The following is a 23,949-nucleotide window of genomic DNA, read 5'->3' on the forward strand; positions in this document are numbered from 1 at the left end:
CAATAAGCTAGATTGTATAAGAGTTGTTCTATTACGAAATACAGAGGTATAGAAAAATTAGACTATACCTCTAATGAATTAGATGAAACTCTGATATAAGCCGTAAAGAGCAATAAGTAGAAGTAATAAACCGCAGAGGCCTAATATTTTTGGATATAAATGACTGTTAGAAAGGCGGCGGAAAAAGATATAAACCAAAGATAGGGTGAGGAAGTCTAAAACGATCCATGTCAGCGTAAGTAGGGTTAAACTTAAATTTAATTGAGGAGTAATAGAGACAAATTGCGGAAAGAAAGCCGAGAAAAAGATAATATCTTTCGGGTTTGAAATGCCGACAAGAAAACCTTTTTTAAAGCCGCCATTTTGTGCTGAAACTGTTTGTATCGCTTCTGGGTGAGGTGCTTGAATCACTTCTTTAAGAATACTCAACCCCAGATAGCCAATATATAGGCACCCTAAAATACGAATGATATTGAGGTAACTATCATTAACACTCAGTACTCCTTTTAAAACCAGTACTGAAATAAAAATTAAAACAAGGGATGCTAGGTTTGTACCAAAAATGGTTTTCAGTGCTTTTTTATAGCCTCCTTTAAGTCCAGCGCTTGCAACTAAAATCATGACAGGGCCAGGGGTCGCAATCATGATAACTACACTAAAAATAAAGAGAAAATAATCAAAATAATTCATGGTATTTAGGCATCTTATTTATTAGGCTATAAAGTAGCCTTATATTATCCTATTTAAATTAACATGTTGAAAATTATCATCAAAAAATACAGCTAAATAAAAAAGGCGGTATAACCGCCTTTTTATAAAGTTAAAAGATTAACTTAAATGTTCACCAAATAACGCTAAAGCTTCTTCAGCGGTAAAGGTATATTGCGTATTACAGAACTGACAGTCCATACGAATCGGGTTCTGTTGTTCTAGGGTTTCATGAACAGCGTCTACACCAATTTGAATCAGGGCATTTGCACAGCGTTCTTTTGAACATGTACAGCCAAATTTTAATGCTTCAATTTCTGGTAACCGAACTTCTTCTTCGTTATATAAACGATATAAGATTTCGTTTGCATCTAAATTGGTAAGCTCTTCAGCTTTTAATGTTTCGGTCAACATCGTCAAACGTGGCCATAAATCTTCATCGACCAAGTTTTGCTCTTCTTCATCGTGACGTGGCAAGAGTTGAATCAGTAAACCGCCAGAACGCTTATCTGTACTTGCCAACACAATACGAGTTGGAATTTGTGCAGACAAATCGTAATACTGCATCAAGCAGCCTGCTAAATTTACTTGATCAAGCGGCACGATCCCTTGATAACGTTCGCCAAATTCCGGTTCAATGTTAATAAATAAAACTGGATTAACTAAAGCACCAAGAACTGTGCTGCTGTCTGTTGCTTCAACAAAGCGAGGGTCGGTTTCATAGTCCGCTAAAGCACGAACCTCTCCTAAATGATTACATTCAGCCATCGCCCATTTGAAGGTGCCGCTAGCCTGGATTTGCAAGCTGATACGGCCTTTGATTTTTAGTGTACTTGCAAGTAATGCAGTCGCACTCAACATTTCACCTAGCAGAATTTTAACCGCAGGCATATAGTCACGTTGAGCTAAGATAGTTTGTAGGGCTTCTTCTAGATGAACTACTTCTCCACGTACTGGAAAGTTCTCTATATAAAAGCGTTGGCGTAAATCAGACATAATATTCTCCAGGGCCCTAAGCAGAGTATAACTATTTCGTTTTAATCAAGCTTAGGAAATGCAGCTAAGCCGCAAGCCGGACAGGGGCAGCTTTGTGCCCATTGTCCAATTATTTAGGCAATGTGAATAAGTCCTTAATATAGCCATTTTCTGAAATCTCAAGTTATTCTAGATGATCTCTTGTAATGTCGATGCGATTTGGTTGTAAATGACGCTTTAAATTAACATCATGTTTTGATGTAGCCTGTTGCTGCGCATCACTTTCAAACAAATGTTCAAGCTCGGCTAAGGCATTACGATGTGTTTCAAAAATCTTCTGTTCATCAGTATAAATACTTTGCTGCTGTATGAGCAATTTCTCATCATAATCCCGAAAGATTTCGATATTGTTATAGGCTTGTTCATCAGAGATACCGAGTTCTCGCAAAGCGCGGTAAGCCATTCCTAATGAAGATAAATACGTTTCACGCCAAATGTATTCAACACCTAAATCTCTTAAAAGATGGACATGGTGACGGTCGCGAGCACGAGCCAACAGCTTTAAGTTTGGATAATTTAATCTAAGATGACGTGCGACGTTCATAGAGTCTTCAACATCATCGATTGCTAAAATAAATACTTTGGCTTTTTCAATACCGGCAGAACGCAGTAAATCGGGCTGGGTCACATCGCCATAATAGAGCTTACCGCCGTATCGGCGAACAAAGTCCACTTGATGAAGATTGTTGTCGATTGCAGTAAAGCCTAAATGTTGTAGGCGAGCAATACGCGCGATGATTTGTCCAAACCGACCAAAGCCGGCAATGATAATCGGGTTATCCTGCTGAGGAATTTCATCATACTCGGGAGGACGTTCTTTATTAAACAGAGGAATGACCTGAGTTGCCATGATCCAGTAAATTACTGGTGTAAGTACCATCGACAACGTCACGATCAGAGTCACGGGTTCTAATATAGCTTGAGTTAAAACCTTCTCACTTTTGGCAAGGCTCAAAATTACAAAAGCAAATTCTCCGCCTTGTGCCAAGCAAGTACCTAAAAGCAAGCTGTTATTCCAACTGTATTTTTTATAGCGGTCAATAGCGGTCAATATCAGCGTTTTGATGAGTAATAAGCCGATTGCACCACCAATAATAAGCAAAGGCATTTCAATGAGCAGTGACAGCTGTGTGGTCATGCCAACGGTCATAAAGAATAAGCCAAGCAATAAACCTTTAAATGGTGCAATACTCGCTTCAACTTCGTGGCGAAATTCTGAATCTGCTAATAATACACCTGTGAGGAATGCACCTAATGTGGTGCTAATTCCTAAAGTGTCCATAAGCAAGACAACAGCAAGAATAATAAATAATCCTACTGCTGTAATAAGTTCAGTCGCTCCACTTTTGGCAACAAAGCGGAAGAATGGACGCATCACATAGCGACTAAACAGAAATAGACCAGTAAAGGTTGCAATAATAGCCGCAAAATAAGCTACCCCATGATGGGTTGATTCTGTTCCTGCTAATAATGGAATAATGGCAAGTAAGGGAATAGCCGCTATATCTTGGAAAAGTAAAATGGAAAAAGACTGCTGACCATAAGTCGTATTGAGTTGCTGCTTTTCGGTCAGAAGTTGTAATACAAAAGCGGTGGAAGACAGCGCAAGGGCAAAACCAATGACAAAGCTGACAGAAAGCTGCTGTTGAAAGAGTAACAGTACGATCAGCATAAGAATGGCCCCACTAATGAGGACTTGCAGACTTCCCATTACAAAAATAGAGTCACGCATTTCCCATAAACGTTGGGGGCGCAACTCTAAACCAATCAGGAACATTAATAAGATAACGCCAAATTCGGCAAGTTCCATAATTGCTTCAGGGTCATGTGCAATATTTAAAACACTAGGACCTAGAAGTATTCCTGTAAATAAATAGCCTAAAACTGTTGCTATCCCTAGGCGTTTGCCAAGAGGGACTAAAATCAGAGAAGCTCCAAGAAAAATTGTTGCTTGCAGTAAGAATGACATTCATTGCCTCGAATGTATTAGTCTCTTTTAAGTGTAAAGCCAAAAAGGCTTCTTCACACCATGATATTCAAGCCATCTAATTAAATTCTTGCGGATCAACATCAATTGAGAGTCGAAGTTGATGCTGCCGAGGTGCATGAACCAATTGTGACCACCATTGTCTTAAGTAAAAATGGAAGCGAGCACGGTCAGCAGATAAAATCACCATGTGGGCGCGGTAGCGTCCAGCTTTACGTTCCATCGGTGCTGGAATCGGCCCCCAAATATCAACAATTTCACCCGCAATTTGGCGTAAATGTTCTGCCGCTTCATTTAAAAATTGCAAGGTATAGTCACGATCTTTGGATTCCGCACGTATCAGTACTGCATAACGATAAGGCGGAAGCAATGCGACTTTACGTTCCGCAAGAGTCTGTTTGGCAACCGCCCGATAATCTTTTTCGATGAGCGTGGTGAGCAAAGGGTGATCTGGTCTTAGGGTTTGTAAATAAACATGGCCTTTATGTTCACCACGGCCTGCACGTCCAGCGACTTGTACAATTAACTGCGCAGTACGTTCTGGCGCACGAATGTCGACACTAAGTAACCCAGCATCAATATCTAAAATGGCAACCAAAGTTACGTGTGGGAAATGATGACCTTTTGCCAACATTTGAGTGCCAAGCAAAATTGTTGGTTTGTTTTGATGAATCCGATCATAGATTTTTTGCCAGCTACCGACACGACTGGTGCTGTCACGGTCAACCCGAATCACATCATAGTCTGGAAATAGTTCTTGTAAGTGCTCTTCAACCTTAGCTGTTCCAGCACCTAGGGTTTTTAGGCTTTTTTGCTGGCATTCAGGGCAGTGATCGGGCAAGCGATGAACAGTACCGCAGTGGTGGCAGTGTAAATAAGAATAAGGCTGAGTGTGCAACGTAAAATGTGCATCACAATGTGGACAATTTGCTTGCCACCCACAACTTTCACAGACCAGTACAGGTGCATAGCCACGACGGTTTAAAAAGATTAAAACCTGTTCTTTTCTTGCTAACGTATGCTTGATTTGCTCAATAAGAGGTTGGCTAATTCCATGTTGCTTTTTGACAATTTTAAGATCGATCAAATGCATTTTAGGTAAAAGCGCATGGCCTGCACGTTGGTTAAGTTGCAGTGAAGTTAATTTACCAGTTTCGACCAAATAATAACTATCGATGCTCGGTGTTGCTGAACCTAAAATAACAGGACAGTTTTGTAAGTGACCTCGGTACAGTGCGACATCACGTGCATGGTAACGGAAGCCTTCTTGTTGTTTATAAGAGAGGTCATGTTCTTCATCTAAAATGATTAAGCCCAAACGTGGCAGTGGCGTATAGATGGCTGAGCGGGTTCCTAAAATAATAGATGCTTTGCCAGTCTGAGCCTGTTGCCATGCTTGTAAGCGTTTGGAGTCATTTAAGCCTGAGTGCAATAGAGCAATATCACAGTTAAAACGAGACTTAAAACGAGAAATCGTTTGAGGGGTTAAACCAATTTCTGGGACTAACACCAGTACTTGTTTACCTTGCTTTAGCACTTCGTGCATGATGTGCAGATAAACTTCAGTTTTACCACTTCCTGTTAAACCATCTAATAAAAAGGCTTGGTATTGGTGCTGTGCGTTTACGACGTGTTGGGTTGCTTTCTTTTGGTCTTCATTGAGTGTAAGCGGCATTTGTGCCAATTGAACAGGCGATGGGCTAAAATCGTGTGGTTCAAGCGTACAGTCAACTAGTCCCTTCTTTTGAAGTGCTTTTAGCGTAGCCGTTTCTACACCACTTAAATTAAGAATATTCTCTGTAGTTCCGGCAGGGTGTAACTTTAAAATTTGATACGCGTCTTGTTGCTTAACAGAACGTTTAAGAAGTGCTTCAACATTATCACATGGCGTGATTTTCCAAAAATGGAACAAAACATCCATTGGTTTGCCTTGACGCAATAATGCAGGTAGGGCGGTTTGCATGACCTCACCAATTGGAAATTGGTAATACTGAGCCGACCATGTCAATAAACTTAAAACTTGTTCATCTAAAATAGGCTGTTCGTCTAAAAGGTCAGAAATGGCTTTAAGCTGAAAGGTGCCTGTAAATGATTCACTTGGGTCAACTTTTTCAGTAATGATGCCAATCAGATTTTGGCGTCCAAATGAAATAGCGACGCGTGAGCCTACATGAGCCCGTTCATATTGTGCTTGGGTGAGTGTATAGTCAAAAGTGTCGTACAGATGCACAGGTACGGCTACACGCACACGATAAACAACTGAATCAGGCTTTGGCGTTATGGTCATAGAGGCTCATTTCGTCAATTTTAAAAAACGGCATAGCGTCGTGAAGAGGACTTGGGTATTCTACACAGGCTATAGAACGAATATGAATGATTGCGTAGCATAGATGCAACAGCAGCGACTATTATTTTTGGAAAATTAGAACATTACCATGCCTGCATATCAATTTACTGCCATTGATGCTTCAGGGAAGCAGCAAAAAGGGGTGCTTGAGGGAGACTCAGCGCGCCAGATTCGCCAACAATTACGTGATAAAGCATGGACACCAATTAGCGTTGATCCCGTTGAACAAAAAGATAAACATCAGAGTCAGGGATTATTCCAAAAAAAGTTCAGTGCTTATGATTTGGCGCTCATGACCAGACAACTTTCGGTTTTAGTTGCTGCTGCTATTCCACTTGAAGAAGCTTTGCGCGCCGTGAGCAGGCAAAGTGAAAAAACACATGTGCAAAATCTTTTATTATCTGTGCGTTCTCGAGTCTTAGAAGGGCATTCACTCGCACAAGGTATGCAGCAGTCTGGACGTTTCCCTGACCTTTATATTGCAACGGTGGCTGCTGGCGAGCGTTCTGGGCATTTAGATCTCATTTTAGATCAGCTTTCGGATTACACCGAAAACCGCTTTGCCATGCAAAAGAAAGTTCAGGGCGCAATGATTTATCCAATCATTTTAATGCTAATGTCTTTTGGTATTGTGATGGGTTTAATGACTTATGTTGTGCCAGAGATTGTAAAAACTTTTGATCAAAATAAAGATGCTTTACCTTGGATTACAGTCGCTTTAATGAAAGCGAGTGATTTTATTCGCCACGCGTGGGTATTTATTATTCTTTTTGCGGTGGTGGGTGTTGTTGCATTCGTACGGTTTTTAAAAACCACTGCTGGACATTATGCTTTTGATCGATTAACACTCAAATTGCCATTATTCGGTAAACTGTCCCGTGGTATTAATGCTGCACGATTTGCCAGTACCTTATCTATTTTGACCCGTTCAGGTGTCCCTTTGGTCGACGCCTTAAAAATTGGTGCTGCTGTGACCAACAACTGGGTCATCCGCGATTCAATTGCACAAGCAGCTGAGCGAGTGACAGAGGGGGGTAACTTAGGTACGCAACTGGAGCGCAGTGGTTATTTCCCACCAATGATGGTACAAATGATTCGAAGTGGAGAGGCATCAGGTGAGCTCGACAGGATGTTAGAACGAGCATCGACCATGCAAGACCGTGAGGTGACGACATTTATTTCAACCTTACTGGCATTACTTGAACCGCTTATGCTGGTTTTAATGGCAAGCATTGTACTGGTTATTGTAATCGCGGTTATGCTGCCAATCGTAAATATGAACAATATGATTTAATAACTTTGATATTAGAGATAATGATGAAGATGGTCATGAAACAAAAAGAGCACGTTAAGGATGCTCAAAAAACCTCAAGCGTAGCTTTCGGACTTGCGGCACGTTCGAGCGGTGCTCGAATGAAACGTGCCTCAGGCTTTACTCTCATTGAAGTCATGGTTGTGATTGTAATTTTAGGGGTGTTAGCAGCTTTAATCGTACCAAATGTCATGGGGCGTAGTGAAAAAGCCAAAATTGATACGACTCAAATTACCTTGAAAGGGGTTGCGGGTGCCTTAGATCAATACAAGCTCGATAATGGGCATTTCCCAACCATGCAAGAAGGTGGTTTAGATGCGCTTATTAATCAACCTGCTACAGCAAAAAACTGGATGCCGGGTGGTTATGTGAAAGGTGGTTATCCTAAAGACAGCTGGAAAAATGATATCCAATATGTCGTACCTGGAAAAGACGGCCATCCTTTTGATCTATATTCATTTGGCGCAGATGGTAAAGAAGGTGGTGAAGGTAAAGATGCCGATATTTATTATCAGCCTTAATTAAAATGTAAGAGAGATTATCGATTCGGTTAATAAGATAAAACAATAATCCGAATTGATAATCTTTCTTAATCATAAAAATATAATAATGCATTGAAAATAAAGTAAAAAAGTTAATATCTAGATTTGAGATTTATAATAAGAATTATTCCCATATTTAATGGTTACAAGAAAGTTAAAATGTAGAGAAAAATAAGCTATATATTTAAATAAAACCTTTGCATAATAATTAAAAAGCACTTTATTCAATTAAAAAGAGAGATTAAATGAAAGCATTTCTCATATTAGATGAAATGACTCAGTTTCATTGGGTAATGCTCAAGTCTGTCCTATTGATTTTGGGTTTGTTGCCGATTGCTGAAGTTTCATTAAAGTTATGGCTGAGTACAGAGGGAAGTAGCCAAATCATGATTGGTTTCTTCGCATTAAGTATTGTGAGCGCATGGTTAATGGTGAGCTTCTTTACTGCATTAAAAGCGAGCGTCTGGCAAGCTAAACAAATATCAACTAAATATGAGCAATTCCTTTTTAAAGCTTACCGTTATGTACCCATGGTTTTTTTATCGAGTTTAGTTGCTTATTTATCTCTGCAACTATCGATTGCTTTTTAATAATATTTTAAAAACAAATTTTAGATAAAACGTAGACTAAACATCTACGTTTTATTTTTTAACTGGACTTAAAAACTGGGTGTTTCTTCATTTGTACATATTATATGCTTCAAATCAGTAATTTAAGAACATGAGAAATATGAAATGGAACAAATCGAGTGGAATGATTTTTTAAAAGTAGAGCTTCGCGTTGGTAAAATTATTCAAGCCGATGTTTTTGAAAAAGCGCGTAAACCTGCTTATATTTTGCATGTGGATTTTGGTGAGGAATTGGGTGTACGTAAATCAAGTGCACAGATTACAAAGCTTTATCAGCCACAAGATTTGATTGGTAAGTTAGTTGTTGCTGTAGTGAATTTTCCCAAAAAACAAATTGGTCCTATTCAGTCAGAATGTTTGGTGACAGGATTTCATAACGCAGATGGTGATGTAGCACTTTGTATCCCAGAGTTTGAAGTGCCTCTGGGTACAAAGTTATTATGATTTAGCGACGAGATTTAAAAGAAACATCAACTTTACGTGGACGGTAAACCCAACCTAAAATCAGCAGTAAGACCGCAAATCCTAAAATTGGATAATCACCTAAACGGTTATAAAGAGTTTGGCCTTGCATAGCAGGTAAATCACCTCTCAAGATGAACTCTTTATCGATTGGTGCTTGTTCAGTGATATGACCATTTTGATCAATAAACGCTGTTACACCTGTGTTGGTTGCACGAATAAACCAGCGACCATTTTCTTTAGCGCGCATCTGCACCATTTGTAAATGTTGCCAAGGCCCAGCAGTACCCGTAAACCAAGCATCGTTAGATACAGTGACTAAAAAGTCGCTGTCTTCTGCATTACGTCTTGTCAGGTTTGGATAAGCCACTTCATAACAAATTGCAGCAGCAAGCGCATGCCCTTTAATTAAGAGTGGTTTCTGGTCGCTCTCACCACGTGTAAAACCGCTCATGCTCACATCATTTTGCATAGCGGGTAATACCCAAGAAAGTAACCCAGCAAGCGGGATATATTCGCCAAAAGGAACAAGACGCTGTTTTTTATAGAGACCGCTTGAATCGCTCCCCGAAGCCATAATACTGTTGTAATAAAGCGGACTGCCGACTTGATGTGATTTTGCAACATCCCAGTAAGGAATGCCGGTTACCCATGCAGTATGGTTCTTTTTAGCTTGTGCATCCATTGCATCCAAAAACGGTTCGATATCGGTTTGGAAAAGCGGAATTGAAGATTCAGGCCATACTATCAGGTCACGGCCCCATTCAGATTGTGTCAAACCAGCATAAATTTCTAATGTTCTAACTTGGTATTCAGTCAGCCATTTTAAATCTTGTGGAATGTTACCTTGAATGAGCGAAACGCTAAGTGGTTTAGCAGCTTTCGGTTTTACAAACTGTATATATGATGCTCCCCATGCACCCAGAACTAACAGGGCAGAAGGGATAACCCAGAAAATACGTTTACGAAGAACTTCGACTAAAGCACATGCTAATACAATGACAACGAAGGAAATTGCATAAATACCAAATAGCGGTGCATAACCATCGAGTAAACGTTCAGTAAAAGCGTAACCTACAAACAACCATGGGAAACCTGTAAATATCCAAGTTTTTGCCCATTCAAAAACAATCCAAAGTGGGGCAAAAGTAAGTGGTGTTTCAGGGAAAAACCGTCGGTAAACCCATGTTTGAAATGCTGTAAATAAACCCATCACAAGAGCCATAACAGCAATCATACATACGCTTAGAAAAGCATTGGTATCGCCATATACATGGATGGAAGTATAGAGCCAGAAAGCGCCTACAAACCATAAGCCAAATCCATAGCTCCAACCAATAGCAAAGGCTTGTTTAGCTGAACGCTTGTGTAATGTTGCATAGAGTAGGGCTGGAGATAAAATTGCCAACCACCACCAATAATAAGGTGCCAGTGAAAAACTGAATACGGCACCTGAAAATAAAGCAATGAGTAAAGGGAAAATTAAAGGAAGCTGTTTTTGTTGTTGCGAAGAATCTAACAGCTTTTCAAAGTATGCTCTCATTGACGTACAGCTCGAATCAGATGAATAGTGCGGGCATCTGCTTCAACGATTGTAAATAACCAATTTCCAAGCTCAACAGTTTGACCTTGTAAATCACTTACTAGACCAATCTCTTGAAGCAATAAACCACCGACAGTTTCTACTTCATCGTCAGAAAAATCAGCATCTAAAACAGTATTGAAATGTTCAATTGGTGTAAGTGCTTGCACCATCCATGCATTTGCTACCGTATGGTCATTGTCCGGAACAATGTACTGAGCATCTTCATCGACAGTGTCGTGCTCATCTTCAATTTCGCCAACGATCTCTTCAAGAATATCTTCGAGCGTAACAAGACCTGCTGTTGAGCCATATTCATCAATCACAATCGCAATGTGAGTCTGAGTATGTTTTAACATGCGTAGTACTTGATCGGAACGTGCACTTTCAGGAACAAATAACGGTTGGCGCATAAGAACTCGAATATCAACTTTGGTATTCGGTTCAGTTAGAAACGGCAACAAATCTTTTGCGAGCAAAATCCCGACAACATTGTCAGGCTGATCGGCAGAGAAGACGGGAAAGCGTGAGTGAGCAGACTCGACCAGTACATCAAGAATATCAAGTAATTGATCATCTTCTTGTAAACTGATCATTGCTGTTCGTGGCGTCATGACTTCACGAATTTTTGTAGCTGGAAGGTCAAGAACGCCTTCAAGCATAGCAACAGTATCTGGTTCTAAAAAGCGGCGTGAATTTTGGACTAATTTTAATAATTCATCACGGGTTTCTGGCGCTGTACCTAACCATTTTCGTAAGCCTCGCATTCCCCACGACGGACTTGGTTCCTCTTGCATGATCTTTCCTAAAGACTCAATGTATCAAATGAATACACAGATCATACCGAAGAAAAGATGCTTATGCATCTATAAAACAAGCTAAAAGACAAAACGTATATTGTTATGTAAAAGCCAGTTACAGTTAACAGCTCAGTAATTTGTTTATGCTAAAATGTGAAAATTCTATTTGTTCGAGTTTGTTATGTCAGAGCAACCCATTTCACCTACTGTACAACTCAATACGCGTGGTTTACGTTGTCCGGAACCTGTGATGATGTTGCATCAAGCCATCCGAAAATCTAAGTCAGGCGATGTGGTTGAAGTCTTTGCAACAGATAATTCGACCTCTTGGGATATTCCTAAGTTTTGTATGCATTTGGGCCATGAGTTGTTGTTGCAAGAAGAACGCTTAGATGAAAATGGTCATAAAGAATTTCATTACTTAGTGAAGAAAGGTTAATAGAATAATAAGGCTTCTAATAAAGATGATTAGAAGCCATGAATAATTCAACTTTAATTTGAAATAATAATTTTTTATCGCTTAGAAATACAGTTTTTTTGTAATTTGTCTTTATTATGGAAGTAATAATTAGTGATTTTTATTCGATGAATGTGTAATTTAATATTATATTTTTTTATATTTTAATTGTTGGTAATTAAATATCCTAATCTATAGGAGAAGTATTCTGTGTCTGCTAATTATCTTGAAAAGATAAAAAAGTCTATAGAAGTATTACAGCCGTTTTCCGTAATATTTCCTTTAATATTTTCTAGTGTGGGTATATTGATAATAAAAAAATATTTAGACGGTGTAGGGTTGTCTGATAATTTTATTTATGTGCTTGGTAGTCCATCTATAATAGCTGTTATAGCCGCATATTCTATTTTATTTGTGTTTTCAGTAGTTGTTATAATGGCCTTAATGCCCATGGTGATGATTACATTTGAAATTCAAACCAACCGTATTTGGGGGGATTTTCCGACAATATCTGGAAAGAAAGTAGTCTATAATACATTTATAAATTTATTAGGAATGATAAGTCTTGTTGCTATATTTAAGTTTCTGGATAAACCTCCTGTAATAATATATTTTATAATAGCTCTGCTTATCACATTTTTTTTATTAATTCCTTATAAAAATAATCCAGAAAATCCTAATAATAATCTAGGTGATTTGATTGTTTATAGCCTTGTTGTTTTTTTAGGAGTTTGTTTTGGTATTTATCCGTTACTATTTCTTTTTAAGATTGCTTTACTCATTGAGGTTGAATCTTTACAGTGGGTGATTTTATTTCTAATGGTAATAGCATATTGTTTGTTCTCAGCAATTGTCTATTCAGGAGGAGCAAATAAGCGAGTGGAAAATCTAATTATTTTCTGTACGCTATCTCTATTTTCATCTTTATTTCTTTTATCAGCTGATACTATTAACAATATTGCAAAAAAAACTGGATTAGGTATGTATGAGGATACCGTTTATTTAAATCAAGAATATATAAAAGAGCTGGGAGGAGATTTTACAAAAGAAGGCCCATACCATCTATATGTAAAGCTTAATAGTACTAATGAATTATGGGCTAAGGTTGGAGATAATGATGCACATTTATATAAAATACCTAAAGACAAAATAATAGGCAAAAATATTAATAATAAGTAATAAAAAAGCCCCGAATAATCGGGGCTTTTTTATTACATATTAGGATAATTCGGGCCACCGCCGCCTTCAGGCGTTACCCATGTGATATTTTGAGATGGGTCTTTAATATCACAGGTCTTACAGTGAACACAGTTCGCTGCGTTAATCTGGAAGCGTTTAGAACCATCATCATTTTCCATGATTTCGTAAACACCAGCTGGGCAGTAGCGCTGTGCAGGCTCATCCCATTTTGGTAAGTTCACATTCACTGGAATTGAAGGGTCAGTAAGCTTCAAGTGAGCAGGCTGGTTTTCTTCATGTACAGTGTTTGAGATAAATACTGAAGATAAACGGTCAAATGTAAGCTTGCCATCTGGTTTTGGATAGTTTGGCTTAAAGCTTGTTGCATCAACAGTTTTCAATGCAGCAAAGTCTTGCTTCAAGTCATGTAAAGTGAATGGCACTTTAAAGACATTCTGGTCGATAAAGTTAAATGCACCACCCATCCATTGACCAAATTTATGCATTGCTGGGCCAAAGTTACGAGAGTTATAAAGCTCTTCTTTTAACCAGCTATTGTTAAATTTGTCAGTGTATGAAGTCAATTCTTTAACGAATAAATCTTCGCCTTCAGTAACACGTGCAATGGCAAGATCACCGCCTTTTTCTACACCCGCAGCAATGGCTTCAAATACAGCTTCACCACATAACATGCCTGATTTCATGGCAGTGTGTGAGCCTTTGATTTTTGCAAAGTTTAAGAAACCTGCATCATCACCAATCAAGCAACCGCCCGGGAAAGTTAATTTAGGAAGAGAGTTGAAACCGCCTTTCACTACAGCACGTGCGCCGTAAGAAATACGTTTACCACCTTCTAAATACTGTTTAATCAGTGGGTGAGTTTTCCAGCGCTGCATTTCCATAAATGGATACATGTGTGGATTTTCATAAGACAAGTCCACGATCATGCCCAACGTAACTTGGTTGTTTTCAGCGTGATATAACCACCAGCCACCTGAAGAAGCAGTTTCTGCTAAAGGCCAACCTGCACCGTGCATGACTAGGCCCGGTTTATGTTTTGCTGGATCAATTTCCCAAAGTTCTTTAATCCCGATACCGTAGTGCTGTGGATCAGCATCTTTATCAAGATTGTATTTAGCAATTAGGCGTTTACCTAAGTGACCACGGCAACCTTCAGCAAAGAGGGTGTATTTAGCGTGAAGCTCATAGCCTGGAGTAAAGTTATGCGTTGGTTCGCCATCTTTACCAATACCCATGTCGCCTGTTTGAATACCTTTTACAGTACCATCTTCATGATAAAGCACTTCAGATGCAGCAAAGCCAGGGAAGATAGAAACTTCTAACTCTTCAGCTTTTTGTCCTAACCAACGAACCACGTTACCTAAAGAGATCACATAGTTACCATCGTTATGCATGGTTTTAGGAACCATCCAGTGAGGTACTTCTTTAGAAGTGGTGTCTGAAAGTAAGAAGAAAGTTTTGTCTTCAGTTACAGGGACATTAAGAGGCGCGCCTTCTTCTTTCCAGTTCGGGAAAAGTTCATTGATGGCACGTGGCTCAAGCACAGCACCAGACAAGATATGCGCACCTACTTCAGAGCCTTTTTCAACTACACAAACAGAAAGATCGGGTAAGTTTTTTTCAATCGCTAATTGACGGATCTTAATCGCAGCAGATAGACCTGCAGGTCCTGCACCTACGATGACAACGTCAAACTCCATCGATTCACGTTCGATGTGTTCCATGTAGGACTCCTCAATACTTAAAGGTGGCAACCGTCATATTTAGAAAATTCGGTGCTGCCGTGAGTGTTTTAATCCATAGGCGCAAATATGCTATTGTGCCTTTTATCGTTTGGGCTAGTATAGTTTTAAACCATGATCTAGCCAATTGGCTGAGTCGTAACATTTTTTCGTCAGCAAGGCATAAACTATGGTAAATCAAAATAATTCACCATCGGATATGGGAAAAATACCGTTATCTGATGATAAAAACTTAATGAACATTGCACAATACTTAAAAGATGTACAGCAAAGTCACAAAAGGTCAATTCCACCTTTAGAGCAGTGGCATCCAAAGCATTGCGGCAAAATGGATTTGACGGTGAAATCCAATGGAGAATGGTGGCACGAAGGTCAATTAATTAAGCGCCAAGCTCTATTGGATCTGTTTACCAAAGTCCTATGGAAAGAAGAAGGCAAATTCTACCTGAAAACCCCTGTAGAACAAATTGAAATCGAAGTTGAAGATGAACCTTTATTAGTCAATCAGGTAGATCAGGTCGAAATTTCAGGTGGGCAGTTTTTACAACTGACAACGACCAATCAAGATGTGATTTTGGTTGATGCAGAACATCCAATTTTTATGCGTGAATATGCGGGGGAATTACGCCCTTATGTGCATGTCCGTTTTGGAATTAACGCGCTGATTCAACGTCAGGCTTTCTATCATTTGGTGAACTATGGAACACTGATTGAAAATGACAAAGGTGAAACTATTTTAGAGCTAAAAAGTGGTAATTTGCTCTTGCAATTAGGCACTTGAGGTTTAAGCTTTAGGGAGTGAAATTTTCTGACATTTCAGTACAGCTATGACCGCCATACAACCTTTATTTTCTGAACTAGAACCTATGCCTAAAGCATCAGCAGATGCCCCAATTGGTATTTTTGATTCGGGAATTGGAGGAATGTCAGTTGCAGCAGAAATTGCCAAATATTTGCCCAATGAACGTATTGTGTATTATGCCGATACTGCCTACGTTCCTTATGGTCCGCGTTCTGATGAAGAAATTAGGGAGCTGACTGCGCGTGCTGTTGATTGGCTATATCGTCAAGGTTGTAAAATTGCAGTCGTCGCATGTAATACTGCCTCAGCATTTAGTCTCGATCATTTACGTGAGCATTATGGTGAACACTTTCCAATTGTTGGATTGGTTCCAGCATTAAAACCTGCCGTATTACAGACACGTTCTAAAGTGGTTGCTGTCTTGGCAACGCCTGCTACTTTTCGCGGCCAGCTTATTAAAGATGTAGTCGCGAAGTTTGCTGTTCCAGCAGGCGTTAAGGTGATGACTTTAACTAGCCTTGAACTTGTTCCCTGTGTAGAGGCAGGTCAGCAAATGGGTGAGGCATGTTTAAAGGCATTAAAAGAAGTTTTACAGCCCGCCGTTGAGCAAGGTGCCGACTATTTAGTGCTCGGTTGCACGCATTATCCTTTCTTAAATCAAGCAATTCATCATCTTTTTGATAACCAATTCACACTGGTTGATTCTGGATTGGCAGTTGCCCGACAAACAGCCCGTATTTTGATAAAAAATGAGTTATTATGTGACCAAATAGGTCAGAATGTTGCACGTATTGAATGTTATGTCAGCGGTAATAATGCTGAGGCACTGCAACCTGTTTTACAACATATGATTCCACAAGAGTTAACTTGGACACTTCATAATCTGAACTGATCTTTTAGCATCATTTAGAAAGCAGTGTTTTTTAGATTTATTATTTTATTTGGGGCGGTTCATGATCTTGGCTGATATTAAGTCAGGGATAGATCATGGAGCGAAAGGGTATTGTTATGCTCGATACACGCTATCAGATCTTTATTTCAACGTCAGGTCGAGAGATGCAACCTGAACGTATAGTTCTCTCTCAAACTTTAGTCAGTATGGGTTTTTTTGCTTGGGGATTAGAACATCGAACCCCCCTAACAACTACACTTGCACGTCGACAGATTGATGAATGTGATTATGTCGTTTTGCTGCTAGGTAGTCAGTATGGAGAGCAGTCAATTTCTGGTGTGAGTTATTTATCTTTAGAATATGAATATGCATTAAGTCAGGCTAAACCCATTATTGTGTTCATGCATGAGCAGCCCGAAAACCGTGAAATACATTTACAAGAAACACATCCACAGTTGAAAGATAAATTTTTCGCATTTAGAAAAAAGTTATTACTTGATGTGAATCATATTTTTTACTTTAAAACTCCACGTGAACTAGAGTTGGCTGTCCGTTTAAATATGCCTTTAATGATTGAGCAACATATGGGCCAAGGCTGGATTCCTGCTCATCAAACTCATCAGTTAGAAGATGAAATTAGACTATTAAGAAGTAAAATTTCCCAGTTAGAACAGCAGTTAGCAGAATCATCACCGCAGGAAAAAGAGGTTGCTCCACAAGATATTTTTGCATTTGAATATCAGATTCAAGCTTTTCAAGATGGCAACTTTAAAGAGCTTAAACGACAAAGACAAATGACTTGGTCGCAGTTGTTAAGCATATTGGCAAAGCGTTTTGAAACAGCAATGCCAGAAGAGAATTTTGGGATATGCTTAAATGAATATTTAAATCAGGCTGGTCTAGAAGATGCTCGTCAGGAGTTACCTCGCGCTCATGCTGTTGCCTGCGCTCAGATTAACCATAAAGCGCTATTTCGGATTAAAAAACAAATGCAGTCACAGGGCTGGATTGTTCCAACCCAAACTGAAAAATCATATAGCTTATGGAAGTTGACGACTAAAGCTCAAAAAATATTGCTTAGTTATAAATGGAATCATCGGGGTATTCGATTAAAAGCTTAGGGCGATTCAATTTATATATGACAATAAAAGCTGTTACATTAGTGATATAAGATGAATTGAAAGGCATTTACACATGTCGTTTGAACAAAAACCGAAAGTCACAGTCATTTTAGCGAATTTAGGCACACCGGATGAAGCCACTGTTCCGGCGGTACGCCGTTTTTTAAAGCAGTTTTTATCTGATTCACGCGTGATTGAAATACCGAAATTTATTTGGTGGATTATTTTAAATCTGTTTGTGTTACCTTTTCGCCCAAAGAGGGTAGCACATGCCTATGCTTCGGTATGGTCAACAGATTCACCAATGCGTGAAATTGTGTTTGAGCAAACTCAACGTATTCAGGCTTATTTGCAGCGAGAAAATAATCAGTTTGATTTAACCGTGATACCGGCGATGACCTATGGTAATCCGGGTATTGATGCAGTTTTAGAAAAATTGGCGACTAACCCGCAAGAGCATGTCATTTTATTGCCTTTATTTCCTCAATATTCCGCAACGTCTACAGCGCCGTTATATGATGCATTTGCCAAGTGGATTCCAGCTCAGCGGAACTTGCCGGGTTTAACGATTATTAAAGATTATTATCAACATCCAATGTTTATTCAGGCATTAGCAGAAAGTGTTTTAGCCTACCAAGAGCAGCATGGTAAACCTGAAAAACTATTGATGTCTTTTCATGGGATTCCACAGCCGTATGCAGATAAAGGCGACCCTTATGCAGATCGTTGTCGTATTACAGCAAAGTTAGTCGCTGAAGCTTTACATTTAAAAGATGTTGAATGGGCAATTAGCTTCCAGTCACGTTTTGGAAAACAAGAATGGGTTAAACCTTATACAGACCAGCTTTTACAAGATTGGGCGAAGCAAGGCGTTAAGTCAGTACAGGTATTAAGCCCAGCTTTTTCTGCTGATTGCTTGGAAACTCTTGAAGAGTTAGCTATTCAAAACGCTGAGTTATTTCAAGAGGCGGGCGGTGGTAGCTATGCTTACATTCCTGCTTTAAATAGCGATCAAGCTCATATTGATTTGCTTGCAGGATTAGTTCAGGCTAATCTTGATGCCCTTACCTATACCTTAGCCCACCGTTAATTGTGTTTTAGCCAGAGGTTCTTATGCTGCAAGTCAAAATTGTTCCAGTTACTGCATTTGCCCAAAATTGCTCTCTTCTTTGGGACAGTGAAACAAAAGAAGCAGTTTTGATTGATGCTGGTGGTGATGCTGCTGTTTTAAAAAATGAAGTTGAAGCGTTGGGTTTAAAGGTGAAGGCTCTTTGGCTCACTCATGGGCATTTGGATCATGCAGGAGCGGTGGGTGAGCTTGCCAAAGAATGGAACGTTCCAGTTATTGGGCCACATAAAGAAGATCAGTTTTGGCTAGATATGATTCAGGAAGTTTCAGCACGTTATGGTTTTCCAATTCCACAGCCTGTAAAAGTCGATCAATGGCTTGAAGGTGGCGAAGTGCTAAAACTTGGCGAAGATGAGTTTGAGGTACGTTTTGCTCCCGGTCATACGCCAGGACATGTTATTTTTTATAATAAAAACCATGGATTGCTGTGGACAGGTGATGTCTTGTTTAAAGGCTCAATTGGCAGAACAGATTTCCCGCGTGGTAATCACGATCAGTTGATTGAATCGATTAAACGAGAATGTTTTAGTCTGCCAGATGATACTCAGTTTATTTCTGGACATGGTCCGATGAGTACCATTGGCTATGAAAAACAATTTAACCCTTTTGTTGCAGGTAAAGCGGGTTAATCCTCGTAATCATCTTCATTTTGACTACCCTTGTCATGCTGAGGCGCATCTTGGGTAGGCAGTTTATATTCATCATTCGCCCAAGCGCCTAAATCGATTAATTTACAGCGCTCTGAACAAAACGGACGAAATTCATTACCTTCCCAAACACTTGGTTCACCACAACGTGGGCAGGGGAATGTACGTGGCATAAAGCGATATCCTCAAAGTGAAGAGAAATAGATTAGGCAAAAGTCAGGTGACTTGTTAGACTTATGCCGATTTTTATTTAGTTTGATGTGATTATGCAGATTCGTCAATTTCAAGCACAACGTATGCAAGCGCCTCGCGATTTTACCCCAATTGAAAATACCCCAATTTGTGTAGAAATTGGAGCGGGCAAGGGTAAACATGCTTTGCTTTTTAGCGGGCAACAGCCGCAGCACACATTGTATGCAATTGAACGAACCCGAGAAAAATTCTTGGCAATGCAAAAACAGCATGGTCTGGAACCAAGAGATAATTTAATCCCTGTACATGCAGATGCTTTGCCTTGGGTGGTACATGCATTACATCCTGCTCAAGTTGAACATTTCTTTATTCTCTATCCAAACCCAGAACCCCATAATCCAGCACAGCGCTGGTTGAATATGCCATTTTTTGAGTTCTTAATTTCTCGCCTGCAAACAGGTGGAACCATTACTTTGGCAAGTAATATTCCTGAATATATTGAAGAAGCTGAACAACAATTAATTAATGTCTGGAAGCTGCCTTACCAAAAAGAAAAAATTGCTCAAACATCTGCACGTACTCATTTTGAAATTAAGTATTTAGAACGTGGAGAACTTTGCCAACAGCTTGTGATTACTAAACCTGAAGGTTACAGCACACGTTTTGATGAGTTTGCCCCATTACAAGGTCAAGAACATGGCGAATAAGCGGGTTGCCATTATTGGTGCGGGGCCGGCTGGTTTAATGGCAGCTGAGGTACTGAGCCAATATGCTTATGAGATTGATGTATACGAGCAAAAGCCTTCAGCGGCACGTAAGTTTCTGATGGCAGGTAAAACTGGGTTAAACATCTCGCACGCCGAACCTTTAGCACAATTCATTGAACGTTATGATCATGCAGAATGGCTCAAACCGTGGGTTGAAAAATGGGATGCGGGCTGGATTCAAAATTGGATGAAAAGTCTGGGAATTGAGTCTTACGTTGGTACTTCAGGGCGTATTTTCCCTGTCGAAATGAAAGCAGCACCTCTATTACGTGCTTGGCTAAAACGTTTGGCAGAACAGCAAGTTAAATTCTTTTATCGACATCGTTGTATTAATTTACAAGATACAACGGTGACTTTAGAAAACCAAAATAATCAAAGCACTGAAACTTTTACCCAGCAATACGATGCGGTTGTATTGGCTTGTGGAGCTGTGTCGTGGTCACAATTAGGTAGTGATGGTGCATGGCAGCAATGGATGGATCAATCCAGTATTGAACCTTTTCAAGCAAGTAATGCAGGGGTGTTGCACACTTGGTCAGCTTTTATGGAAGGCTGTTTTGGTGAACCTTTAAAGCGTATCAATGCATGGGTTGAACCTAGCCAGATTACACATGGTGATATTGTGATTACTCACTATGGTTTAGAAAGTGGTGTCATTTATAAACTAGGACGTGCTTTACGAGAGCATCAAAAACAAGGAAAAAGTTTAAATCTATTTTTGGATTTATTGCCTGATGTAGAGTTATCACAGTTAGTTAAAAAATTACAGGCTAGCAAAAAACAATCGCTCACCAATATCTGGCGTAAAGCAGGCTTAGACACAGCTAAAATTAACTTAATTCGAGAAGTGGTTGATAAAGCACTATGGAGTCAACCAGAGGCTATGGCTCAGCAAATTAAAGCACTTCAAATTAAGCTAGATGGCTTTAGACCTATTGAGGAAGCAATTAGCTGTGCTGGTGGTGTTAAGCAAGGTGCATTAACTGAAAGCCTAGAGCTTAGACAAAACTCAGGTGTTTTTTGCTGTGGTGAAATGCTGGACTGGGATGCTCCTACAGGTGGATATTTGCTTACTGCATGCTTTGCTACAGGGCGCGCGGCTGGTGAAGGTGTGCATTCATTTTTAGAAAAATAACAGAATAATTTGGTGCTATGTTTGATATGTGAAAAGTGTTATTTTTGAGCGATCAATAATAATAGGATTTACGAGAACATGTCTCAAGCATCACAAGTTTATCAAGGAAGTTGTTTATGTCAGGGTATTCGCTATGAAATTAAGGGCGATATCGGAGATATTATTCAATGCCATTGTCAACGCTGCAGAAAATCCAATGGAACAGCATTTGCCACGAATGCTCCTGTTAAAAGTACAGATTTTAAAATTACCCAAGGTGAAGATCTCGTCAAAAAATTTGCTGTGAACGGGGTGTATCGCTGGTTTTGTAGCGAATGTGGTTCACCTTTAATTAGCTCGCGTGATGCTCAGCCTGAATTATACCGCTTAAGAATTGGGACACTTGATACGCCACTAGACCAAAAGCCGACAATGCATATTTTTGCTGCTTCTAAGGCAGAATGGGAATGTATTCAGGATGATTTACCACAATTTGCTGAACGCCCATGATTTTAAAAAGTATGTTTAAATCAAATTCAAAATGATCTAATATACTTTAAACAGGGAGATGGCATTCCTCCCTTGAAAAACCGCCGTATTGGCTAATGATGCCTACGTTACCCTCATGTATTTATATCGCTGGGTACGTAGGTTATTGCGTACCTTGTTTATTTTTGGAGTACGCTGTGTCATATTTCCCTTCATTATTTTTTGCTCTTTTAGCGTCTATCTAAAGGGGTGGTCCTATGTATTATCCTTTACTTTCAATTGCTTTAGGCTCAGTTCTAGGGGCATGGCTACGTTGGTTTTTAGGTTTAAAACTTAACCCGATTTACCCGCAAATTCCACTCGGTACTGTCACTGTTAATTTGGTCGGTGGTTTTATTATTGGTTTTGCAATTGCCTATTTTGCTCAAAGTGATTTAAGTCCTAACTATAAGCTTTTTGTAATTACTGGTTTTTGTGGTGCTTTAACCACATTTTCAACGTTCTCGATTGAAATCGTCACTTTATTACAAAGTGGTAAGTTAGGAATGGCGATGTTGGGGATCTCCATTCATTTAATTGGATCGTTAATTTTTACGTGTTTGGGGTTGGCGGCTTATCATTGGGTAGCGGGGCATTGAGTTTTTATATTTAAGAATTGACCATGATTTTAAGTTGTGAGAGCTCATCGAAGTTGAGTGTTGGGTAGAATTTTCACGACGGAGTCTTATCGTTGAGTTATCTAATGGAAGCAGCTAATTAAGTTACTTTGGTTGTGCCCAAAGTAACCAAAGGCATCTGTCATTCGCAGAACCTGTTCACTGAATCCATTTATCTTATGCTTTGCAAAAACGATCTTTTATTGAAACCACGCAGGCTGCGAATGACGTTATCGCGTATCGAATGTAAGAGGCTAGTAAAATAATTAAGAAAAATAAGGCATTTACTATCGTGACAGACGGCATGGATGCCGTCGTTTCGCTGTGCTACATGGATGTAGCATCAGCGCAACAAAGGATTTTTGTTACTTTTCATCCTTGAAAAGTAAGCTTAGCCTATACAATCCATCATTTGGATATCACTTCCATTTAAGGCAGTGCTCATAATAAAAATTAAGTCGTTTCTATTATTTATTTAAATCTATTACTTTTCAGTTAAAGCCTGACCTTCAAACTTCACACCATCCCAACCATTTTGCATAAACTGACGAATATTTTGATGATCAGTTCCTTCTGGTGTAGCCAATACAGATGCGTAGTGTTCTGCAAATAAACTTAAAGTTTGTGCTTGGTCTAAACCTTGTAACTTGGCAAAAGAGAAAACTTTTGCACTGCCTTGATTTTCAGTAGCAGCGTTATGCTGTGCACCATTTTGAAAAGCCGTTGGAGTATGTTGGTAACGTGCTTCAATATGAGCTAAAACGTCTGAAAATTTTGCTGTGCCTGCTTGTAATTGGGCAAGTAACTCTTGTGCCATAATCTTAAACTTCCTATCAAATGGGGCTTAAGCATAGCATTGAATACATGCTTTGAAAGCTTGGCAATTATAAAAATCGAGGAGTTATTGAAAAAATCAGAAGAGTTTTTAGACAACTTGTGGATAAGTTTTCTTTTATACACAGTTTAGAAATGATCGAAAAAATACACATAAAAAAAGAAGCCTAAGTGGAGGAGATAGTCTTAGGCTTCGAATGATTTAAGTGTATTGGTCGAATCTTAACGTAAGATTAACTCTTACGATTAAAGCGAGCGAAGCGTTTATTGAAGCTTGCTACACGGCCTTCGTTACTTGCTTGACGTACTTCACCTGTGTAGAAAGGGTGTGAGGCACTTGAAATATCAAGAGTCACATAAGGATAAACTTTCCCTTGATATTCTTTGGTTTGTTTAGACTGAAGAGTACTACCAATTAAGAAGTACACGTCTGCATTGGTGTCATGAAATAACACTTGTTGATAAGCAGGATGAATATCTTTACGCATGAGAGATTGTCCTAA

25 protein-coding genes and 1 riboswitch are annotated in these 23,949 nt (G+C 39.3%); of the genes, 15 read left to right on the forward strand and 10 right to left on the reverse strand.

Translation table 11 applies throughout. The annotated features are described in order from the left end of the window. Positions 1–78: 78 nt before the first annotated feature. The 4 genes from HJG58_RS00460 to HJG58_RS00475 form a co-directional block, all read right to left on the reverse strand. The gene (locus tag HJG58_RS00460) at positions 79–690 is read right to left on the reverse strand and encodes a LysE family translocator (RefSeq protein ID WP_170247576.1); all 612 of its coding nucleotides are present in this window, start codon (positions 688–690) and stop codon (positions 79–81) included. 138 nt (positions 691–828) lie between these two features. After that, positions 829–1,704: an Hsp33 family molecular chaperone HslO gene (gene hslO / locus HJG58_RS00465; RefSeq protein WP_017385390.1), complete on the reverse strand. Its 876-nt coding sequence runs from the start codon at positions 1,702–1,704 to the stop codon at positions 829–831. 163 nt (positions 1,705–1,867) lie between these two features. After that, entirely contained in the window at positions 1,868–3,712 is a 1,845-nt protein-coding gene (locus tag HJG58_RS00470; RefSeq protein ID WP_170247577.1) for a monovalent cation:proton antiporter-2 (CPA2) family protein, read from the reverse strand. 76 nt (positions 3,713–3,788) lie between these two features. Beyond that, on the reverse strand, positions 3,789–6,017 hold the full coding sequence (locus tag HJG58_RS00475; protein ID WP_170247578.1) for a primosomal protein N': 2,229 nt from the start codon (positions 6,015–6,017) through the stop codon (positions 3,789–3,791). A gap of 148 nt (positions 6,018–6,165) precedes the next feature. Between HJG58_RS00475 and gspF the strand changes: the two genes are divergently transcribed. From gspF to HJG58_RS00495, 4 genes are all read left to right on the forward strand, one after another. Continuing rightward, positions 6,166–7,371 carry a type II secretion system inner membrane protein GspF gene (gspF, locus tag HJG58_RS00480; protein WP_170247579.1) on the forward strand — a complete coding sequence of 402 codons (1,206 nt, stop codon included), beginning with the start codon at positions 6,166–6,168 and terminating at the stop codon, positions 7,369–7,371. A gap of 23 nt (positions 7,372–7,394) precedes the next feature. After that, positions 7,395–7,910, forward strand: coding sequence for a type II secretion system major pseudopilin GspG (gene gspG, locus HJG58_RS00485; RefSeq protein ID WP_170247580.1), 516 nt, complete (start codon positions 7,395–7,397; stop codon positions 7,908–7,910). Between the two features lie 266 nt (positions 7,911–8,176). Further along, positions 8,177–8,521, forward strand: coding sequence for a hypothetical protein (locus tag HJG58_RS00490; protein WP_017481973.1), 345 nt, complete (start codon positions 8,177–8,179; stop codon positions 8,519–8,521). A gap of 144 nt (positions 8,522–8,665) precedes the next feature. Next, positions 8,666–9,004, forward strand: a complete 339-nt coding sequence (locus tag HJG58_RS00495; protein ID WP_017481974.1) for a tRNA-binding protein — start codon at positions 8,666–8,668, stop codon at positions 9,002–9,004. 1 nt (position 9,005) lies between these two features. Here the strand turns inward: HJG58_RS00495 and lnt are convergent, their stop codons facing one another. Together lnt and HJG58_RS00505 are read right to left on the reverse strand one after the other, a co-directional pair. Next, the gene (lnt, locus tag HJG58_RS00500) at positions 9,006–10,565 is read right to left on the reverse strand and encodes an apolipoprotein N-acyltransferase (RefSeq protein WP_170247581.1); all 1,560 of its coding nucleotides are present in this window, start codon (positions 10,563–10,565) and stop codon (positions 9,006–9,008) included. Then, entirely contained in the window at positions 10,562–11,401 is an 840-nt protein-coding gene (locus HJG58_RS00505; RefSeq protein WP_002114976.1) for an HlyC/CorC family transporter, read from the reverse strand. The genes lnt and HJG58_RS00505 overlap by 4 nt, the downstream gene beginning before the upstream one ends. 184 nt (positions 11,402–11,585) lie before the next feature. On the opposite strand from HJG58_RS00505, the gene tusA reads away from it, so the two are divergent. Together tusA and HJG58_RS00515 are read left to right on the forward strand one after the other, a co-directional pair. Further along, positions 11,586–11,843: a sulfurtransferase TusA gene (tusA, locus tag HJG58_RS00510; protein ID WP_002053527.1), complete on the forward strand. Its 258-nt coding sequence runs from the start codon at positions 11,586–11,588 to the stop codon at positions 11,841–11,843. A 228-nt stretch (positions 11,844–12,071) separates the two neighbouring features. Further along, positions 12,072–13,040, forward strand: coding sequence for a hypothetical protein (locus tag HJG58_RS00515; RefSeq protein WP_170247582.1), 969 nt, complete (start codon positions 12,072–12,074; stop codon positions 13,038–13,040). 32 nt (positions 13,041–13,072) lie between these two features. On the opposite strand, the gene HJG58_RS00520 is transcribed toward HJG58_RS00515, so the two are convergent. Continuing rightward, entirely contained in the window at positions 13,073–14,785 is a 1,713-nt protein-coding gene (locus HJG58_RS00520) for an electron transfer flavoprotein-ubiquinone oxidoreductase (protein ID WP_005065953.1), read from the reverse strand. A 187-nt stretch (positions 14,786–14,972) separates the two neighbouring features. Between HJG58_RS00520 and HJG58_RS00525 the strand changes: the two genes are divergently transcribed. From HJG58_RS00525 to HJG58_RS00545, 5 genes are all read left to right on the forward strand, one after another. Beyond that, a complete protein-coding gene (locus HJG58_RS00525) occupies positions 14,973–15,584 on the forward strand; it encodes a DUF1285 domain-containing protein (RefSeq protein ID WP_170247583.1) in 612 nt (203 codons plus the stop codon). A 46-nt stretch (positions 15,585–15,630) separates the two neighbouring features. Beyond that, complete coding sequence (gene murI, locus HJG58_RS00530; protein ID WP_170247584.1) at positions 15,631–16,497, forward strand: glutamate racemase; 867 nt, start codon at positions 15,631–15,633, stop codon at positions 16,495–16,497. A gap of 116 nt (positions 16,498–16,613) precedes the next feature. Continuing rightward, entirely contained in the window at positions 16,614–17,618 is a 1,005-nt protein-coding gene (locus tag HJG58_RS00535; protein ID WP_170247698.1) for a DUF4062 domain-containing protein, read from the forward strand. A 73-nt stretch (positions 17,619–17,691) separates the two neighbouring features. After that, complete coding sequence (gene hemH, locus HJG58_RS00540) at positions 17,692–18,708, forward strand: ferrochelatase (RefSeq protein ID WP_063098029.1); 1,017 nt, start codon at positions 17,692–17,694, stop codon at positions 18,706–18,708. Between the two features lie 23 nt (positions 18,709–18,731). Next, complete coding sequence (locus HJG58_RS00545) at positions 18,732–19,376, forward strand: MBL fold metallo-hydrolase (protein ID WP_170247585.1); 645 nt, start codon at positions 18,732–18,734, stop codon at positions 19,374–19,376. Here the strand turns inward: HJG58_RS00545 and HJG58_RS00550 are convergent. Further along, the gene (locus tag HJG58_RS00550) at positions 19,373–19,567 is read right to left on the reverse strand and encodes a DNA gyrase inhibitor YacG (RefSeq protein ID WP_016144208.1); all 195 of its coding nucleotides are present in this window, start codon (positions 19,565–19,567) and stop codon (positions 19,373–19,375) included. The two genes, HJG58_RS00545 and HJG58_RS00550, sit on opposite strands and share 4 nt — an antisense overlap. Positions 19,568–19,654: 87 nt before the next feature. Between HJG58_RS00550 and HJG58_RS00555 the strand changes: the two genes are divergently transcribed. The 4 genes from HJG58_RS00555 (at position 19,655) to crcB (ending at position 22,594) form a co-directional block, all read left to right on the forward strand. Next, positions 19,655–20,293: a class I SAM-dependent methyltransferase gene (locus tag HJG58_RS00555; protein WP_170247586.1), complete on the forward strand. Its 639-nt coding sequence runs from the start codon at positions 19,655–19,657 to the stop codon at positions 20,291–20,293. Beyond that, on the forward strand, positions 20,283–21,488 hold the full coding sequence (locus HJG58_RS00560) for a TIGR03862 family flavoprotein (RefSeq protein ID WP_170247587.1): 1,206 nt from the start codon (positions 20,283–20,285) through the stop codon (positions 21,486–21,488). Before HJG58_RS00555 ends, HJG58_RS00560 begins: the two co-directional genes overlap by 11 nt. A gap of 78 nt (positions 21,489–21,566) precedes the next feature. After that, positions 21,567–21,977 carry a GFA family protein gene (locus HJG58_RS00565; RefSeq protein ID WP_068930417.1) on the forward strand — a complete coding sequence of 137 codons (411 nt, stop codon included), beginning with the start codon at positions 21,567–21,569 and terminating at the stop codon, positions 21,975–21,977. A gap of 45 nt (positions 21,978–22,022) precedes the next feature. Next, positions 22,023–22,089, forward strand: a riboswitch (Fluoride riboswitch). Between the two features lie 124 nt (positions 22,090–22,213). Further along, positions 22,214–22,594, forward strand: coding sequence for a fluoride efflux transporter CrcB (gene crcB / locus HJG58_RS00570; RefSeq protein WP_170247588.1), 381 nt, complete (start codon positions 22,214–22,216; stop codon positions 22,592–22,594). Between the two features lie 502 nt (positions 22,595–23,096). Here crcB and HJG58_RS00575 read toward each other — a convergent pair. Both HJG58_RS00575 and HJG58_RS00580 read right to left on the reverse strand, forming a co-directional pair. Next, positions 23,097–23,429: a HopJ type III effector protein gene (locus HJG58_RS00575; RefSeq protein ID WP_002114866.1), complete on the reverse strand. Its 333-nt coding sequence runs from the start codon at positions 23,427–23,429 to the stop codon at positions 23,097–23,099. A 250-nt stretch (positions 23,430–23,679) separates the two neighbouring features. Continuing rightward, positions 23,680–23,934, reverse strand: a complete 255-nt coding sequence (locus HJG58_RS00580; protein ID WP_002114896.1) for a type B 50S ribosomal protein L31 — start codon at positions 23,932–23,934, stop codon at positions 23,680–23,682. Between the last annotated feature and the right edge of the window lie 15 nt (positions 23,935–23,949).

Origin of the sequence: Acinetobacter geminorum (assembly GCF_013009345.1) — a bacterium.
GTDB classification, from domain to species: domain Bacteria; phylum Pseudomonadota; class Gammaproteobacteria; order Pseudomonadales; family Moraxellaceae; genus Acinetobacter; species Acinetobacter geminorum.

Coding starts and splice junctions, on each gene's coding strand:
- hslO (WP_017385390.1), bottom strand. CDS start 1,704: ATGTCTGATTTACGCCAACGCTTTTATATAGAGAACTTTCCAGTACGT.
- HJG58_RS00575 (WP_002114866.1), bottom strand. CDS start 23,429: ATGGCACAAGAGTTACTTGCCCAATTACAAGCAGGCACAGCAAAATTT.
- HJG58_RS00505 (WP_002114976.1), bottom strand. CDS start 11,401: ATGCAAGAGGAACCAAGTCCGTCGTGGGGAATGCGAGGCTTACGAAAA.
- HJG58_RS00495 (WP_017481974.1), top strand. CDS start 8,666: ATGGAACAAATCGAGTGGAATGATTTTTTAAAAGTAGAGCTTCGCGTT.
- HJG58_RS00475 (WP_170247578.1), bottom strand. CDS start 6,017: ATGACCATAACGCCAAAGCCTGATTCAGTTGTTTATCGTGTGCGTGTA.
- HJG58_RS00490 (WP_017481973.1), top strand. CDS start 8,177: ATGAAAGCATTTCTCATATTAGATGAAATGACTCAGTTTCATTGGGTA.
- HJG58_RS00520 (WP_005065953.1), bottom strand. CDS start 14,785: ATGGAACACATCGAACGTGAATCGATGGAGTTTGACGTTGTCATCGTA.
- murI (WP_170247584.1), top strand. CDS start 15,631: ATGACCGCCATACAACCTTTATTTTCTGAACTAGAACCTATGCCTAAA.
- HJG58_RS00535 (WP_170247698.1), top strand. CDS start 16,614: ATGCTCGATACACGCTATCAGATCTTTATTTCAACGTCAGGTCGAGAG.
- lnt (WP_170247581.1), bottom strand. CDS start 10,565: ATGAGAGCATACTTTGAAAAGCTGTTAGATTCTTCGCAACAACAAAAA.
- HJG58_RS00580 (WP_002114896.1), bottom strand. CDS start 23,934: ATGCGTAAAGATATTCATCCTGCTTATCAACAAGTGTTATTTCATGAC.
- crcB (WP_170247588.1), top strand. CDS start 22,214: ATGTATTATCCTTTACTTTCAATTGCTTTAGGCTCAGTTCTAGGGGCA.
- HJG58_RS00545 (WP_170247585.1), top strand. CDS start 18,732: ATGCTGCAAGTCAAAATTGTTCCAGTTACTGCATTTGCCCAAAATTGC.
- HJG58_RS00550 (WP_016144208.1), bottom strand. CDS start 19,567: ATGCCACGTACATTCCCCTGCCCACGTTGTGGTGAACCAAGTGTTTGG.
- HJG58_RS00460 (WP_170247576.1), bottom strand. CDS start 690: ATGAATTATTTTGATTATTTTCTCTTTATTTTTAGTGTAGTTATCATG.
- HJG58_RS00565 (WP_068930417.1), top strand. CDS start 21,567: ATGTCTCAAGCATCACAAGTTTATCAAGGAAGTTGTTTATGTCAGGGT.
- HJG58_RS00470 (WP_170247577.1), bottom strand. CDS start 3,712: ATGTCATTCTTACTGCAAGCAACAATTTTTCTTGGAGCTTCTCTGATT.
- hemH (WP_063098029.1), top strand. CDS start 17,692: ATGTCGTTTGAACAAAAACCGAAAGTCACAGTCATTTTAGCGAATTTA.
- gspG (WP_170247580.1), top strand. CDS start 7,395: ATGAAGATGGTCATGAAACAAAAAGAGCACGTTAAGGATGCTCAAAAA.
- gspF (WP_170247579.1), top strand. CDS start 6,166: ATGCCTGCATATCAATTTACTGCCATTGATGCTTCAGGGAAGCAGCAA.
- tusA (WP_002053527.1), top strand. CDS start 11,586: ATGTCAGAGCAACCCATTTCACCTACTGTACAACTCAATACGCGTGGT.
- HJG58_RS00560 (WP_170247587.1), top strand. CDS start 20,283: ATGGCGAATAAGCGGGTTGCCATTATTGGTGCGGGGCCGGCTGGTTTA.
- HJG58_RS00525 (WP_170247583.1), top strand. CDS start 14,973: ATGGTAAATCAAAATAATTCACCATCGGATATGGGAAAAATACCGTTA.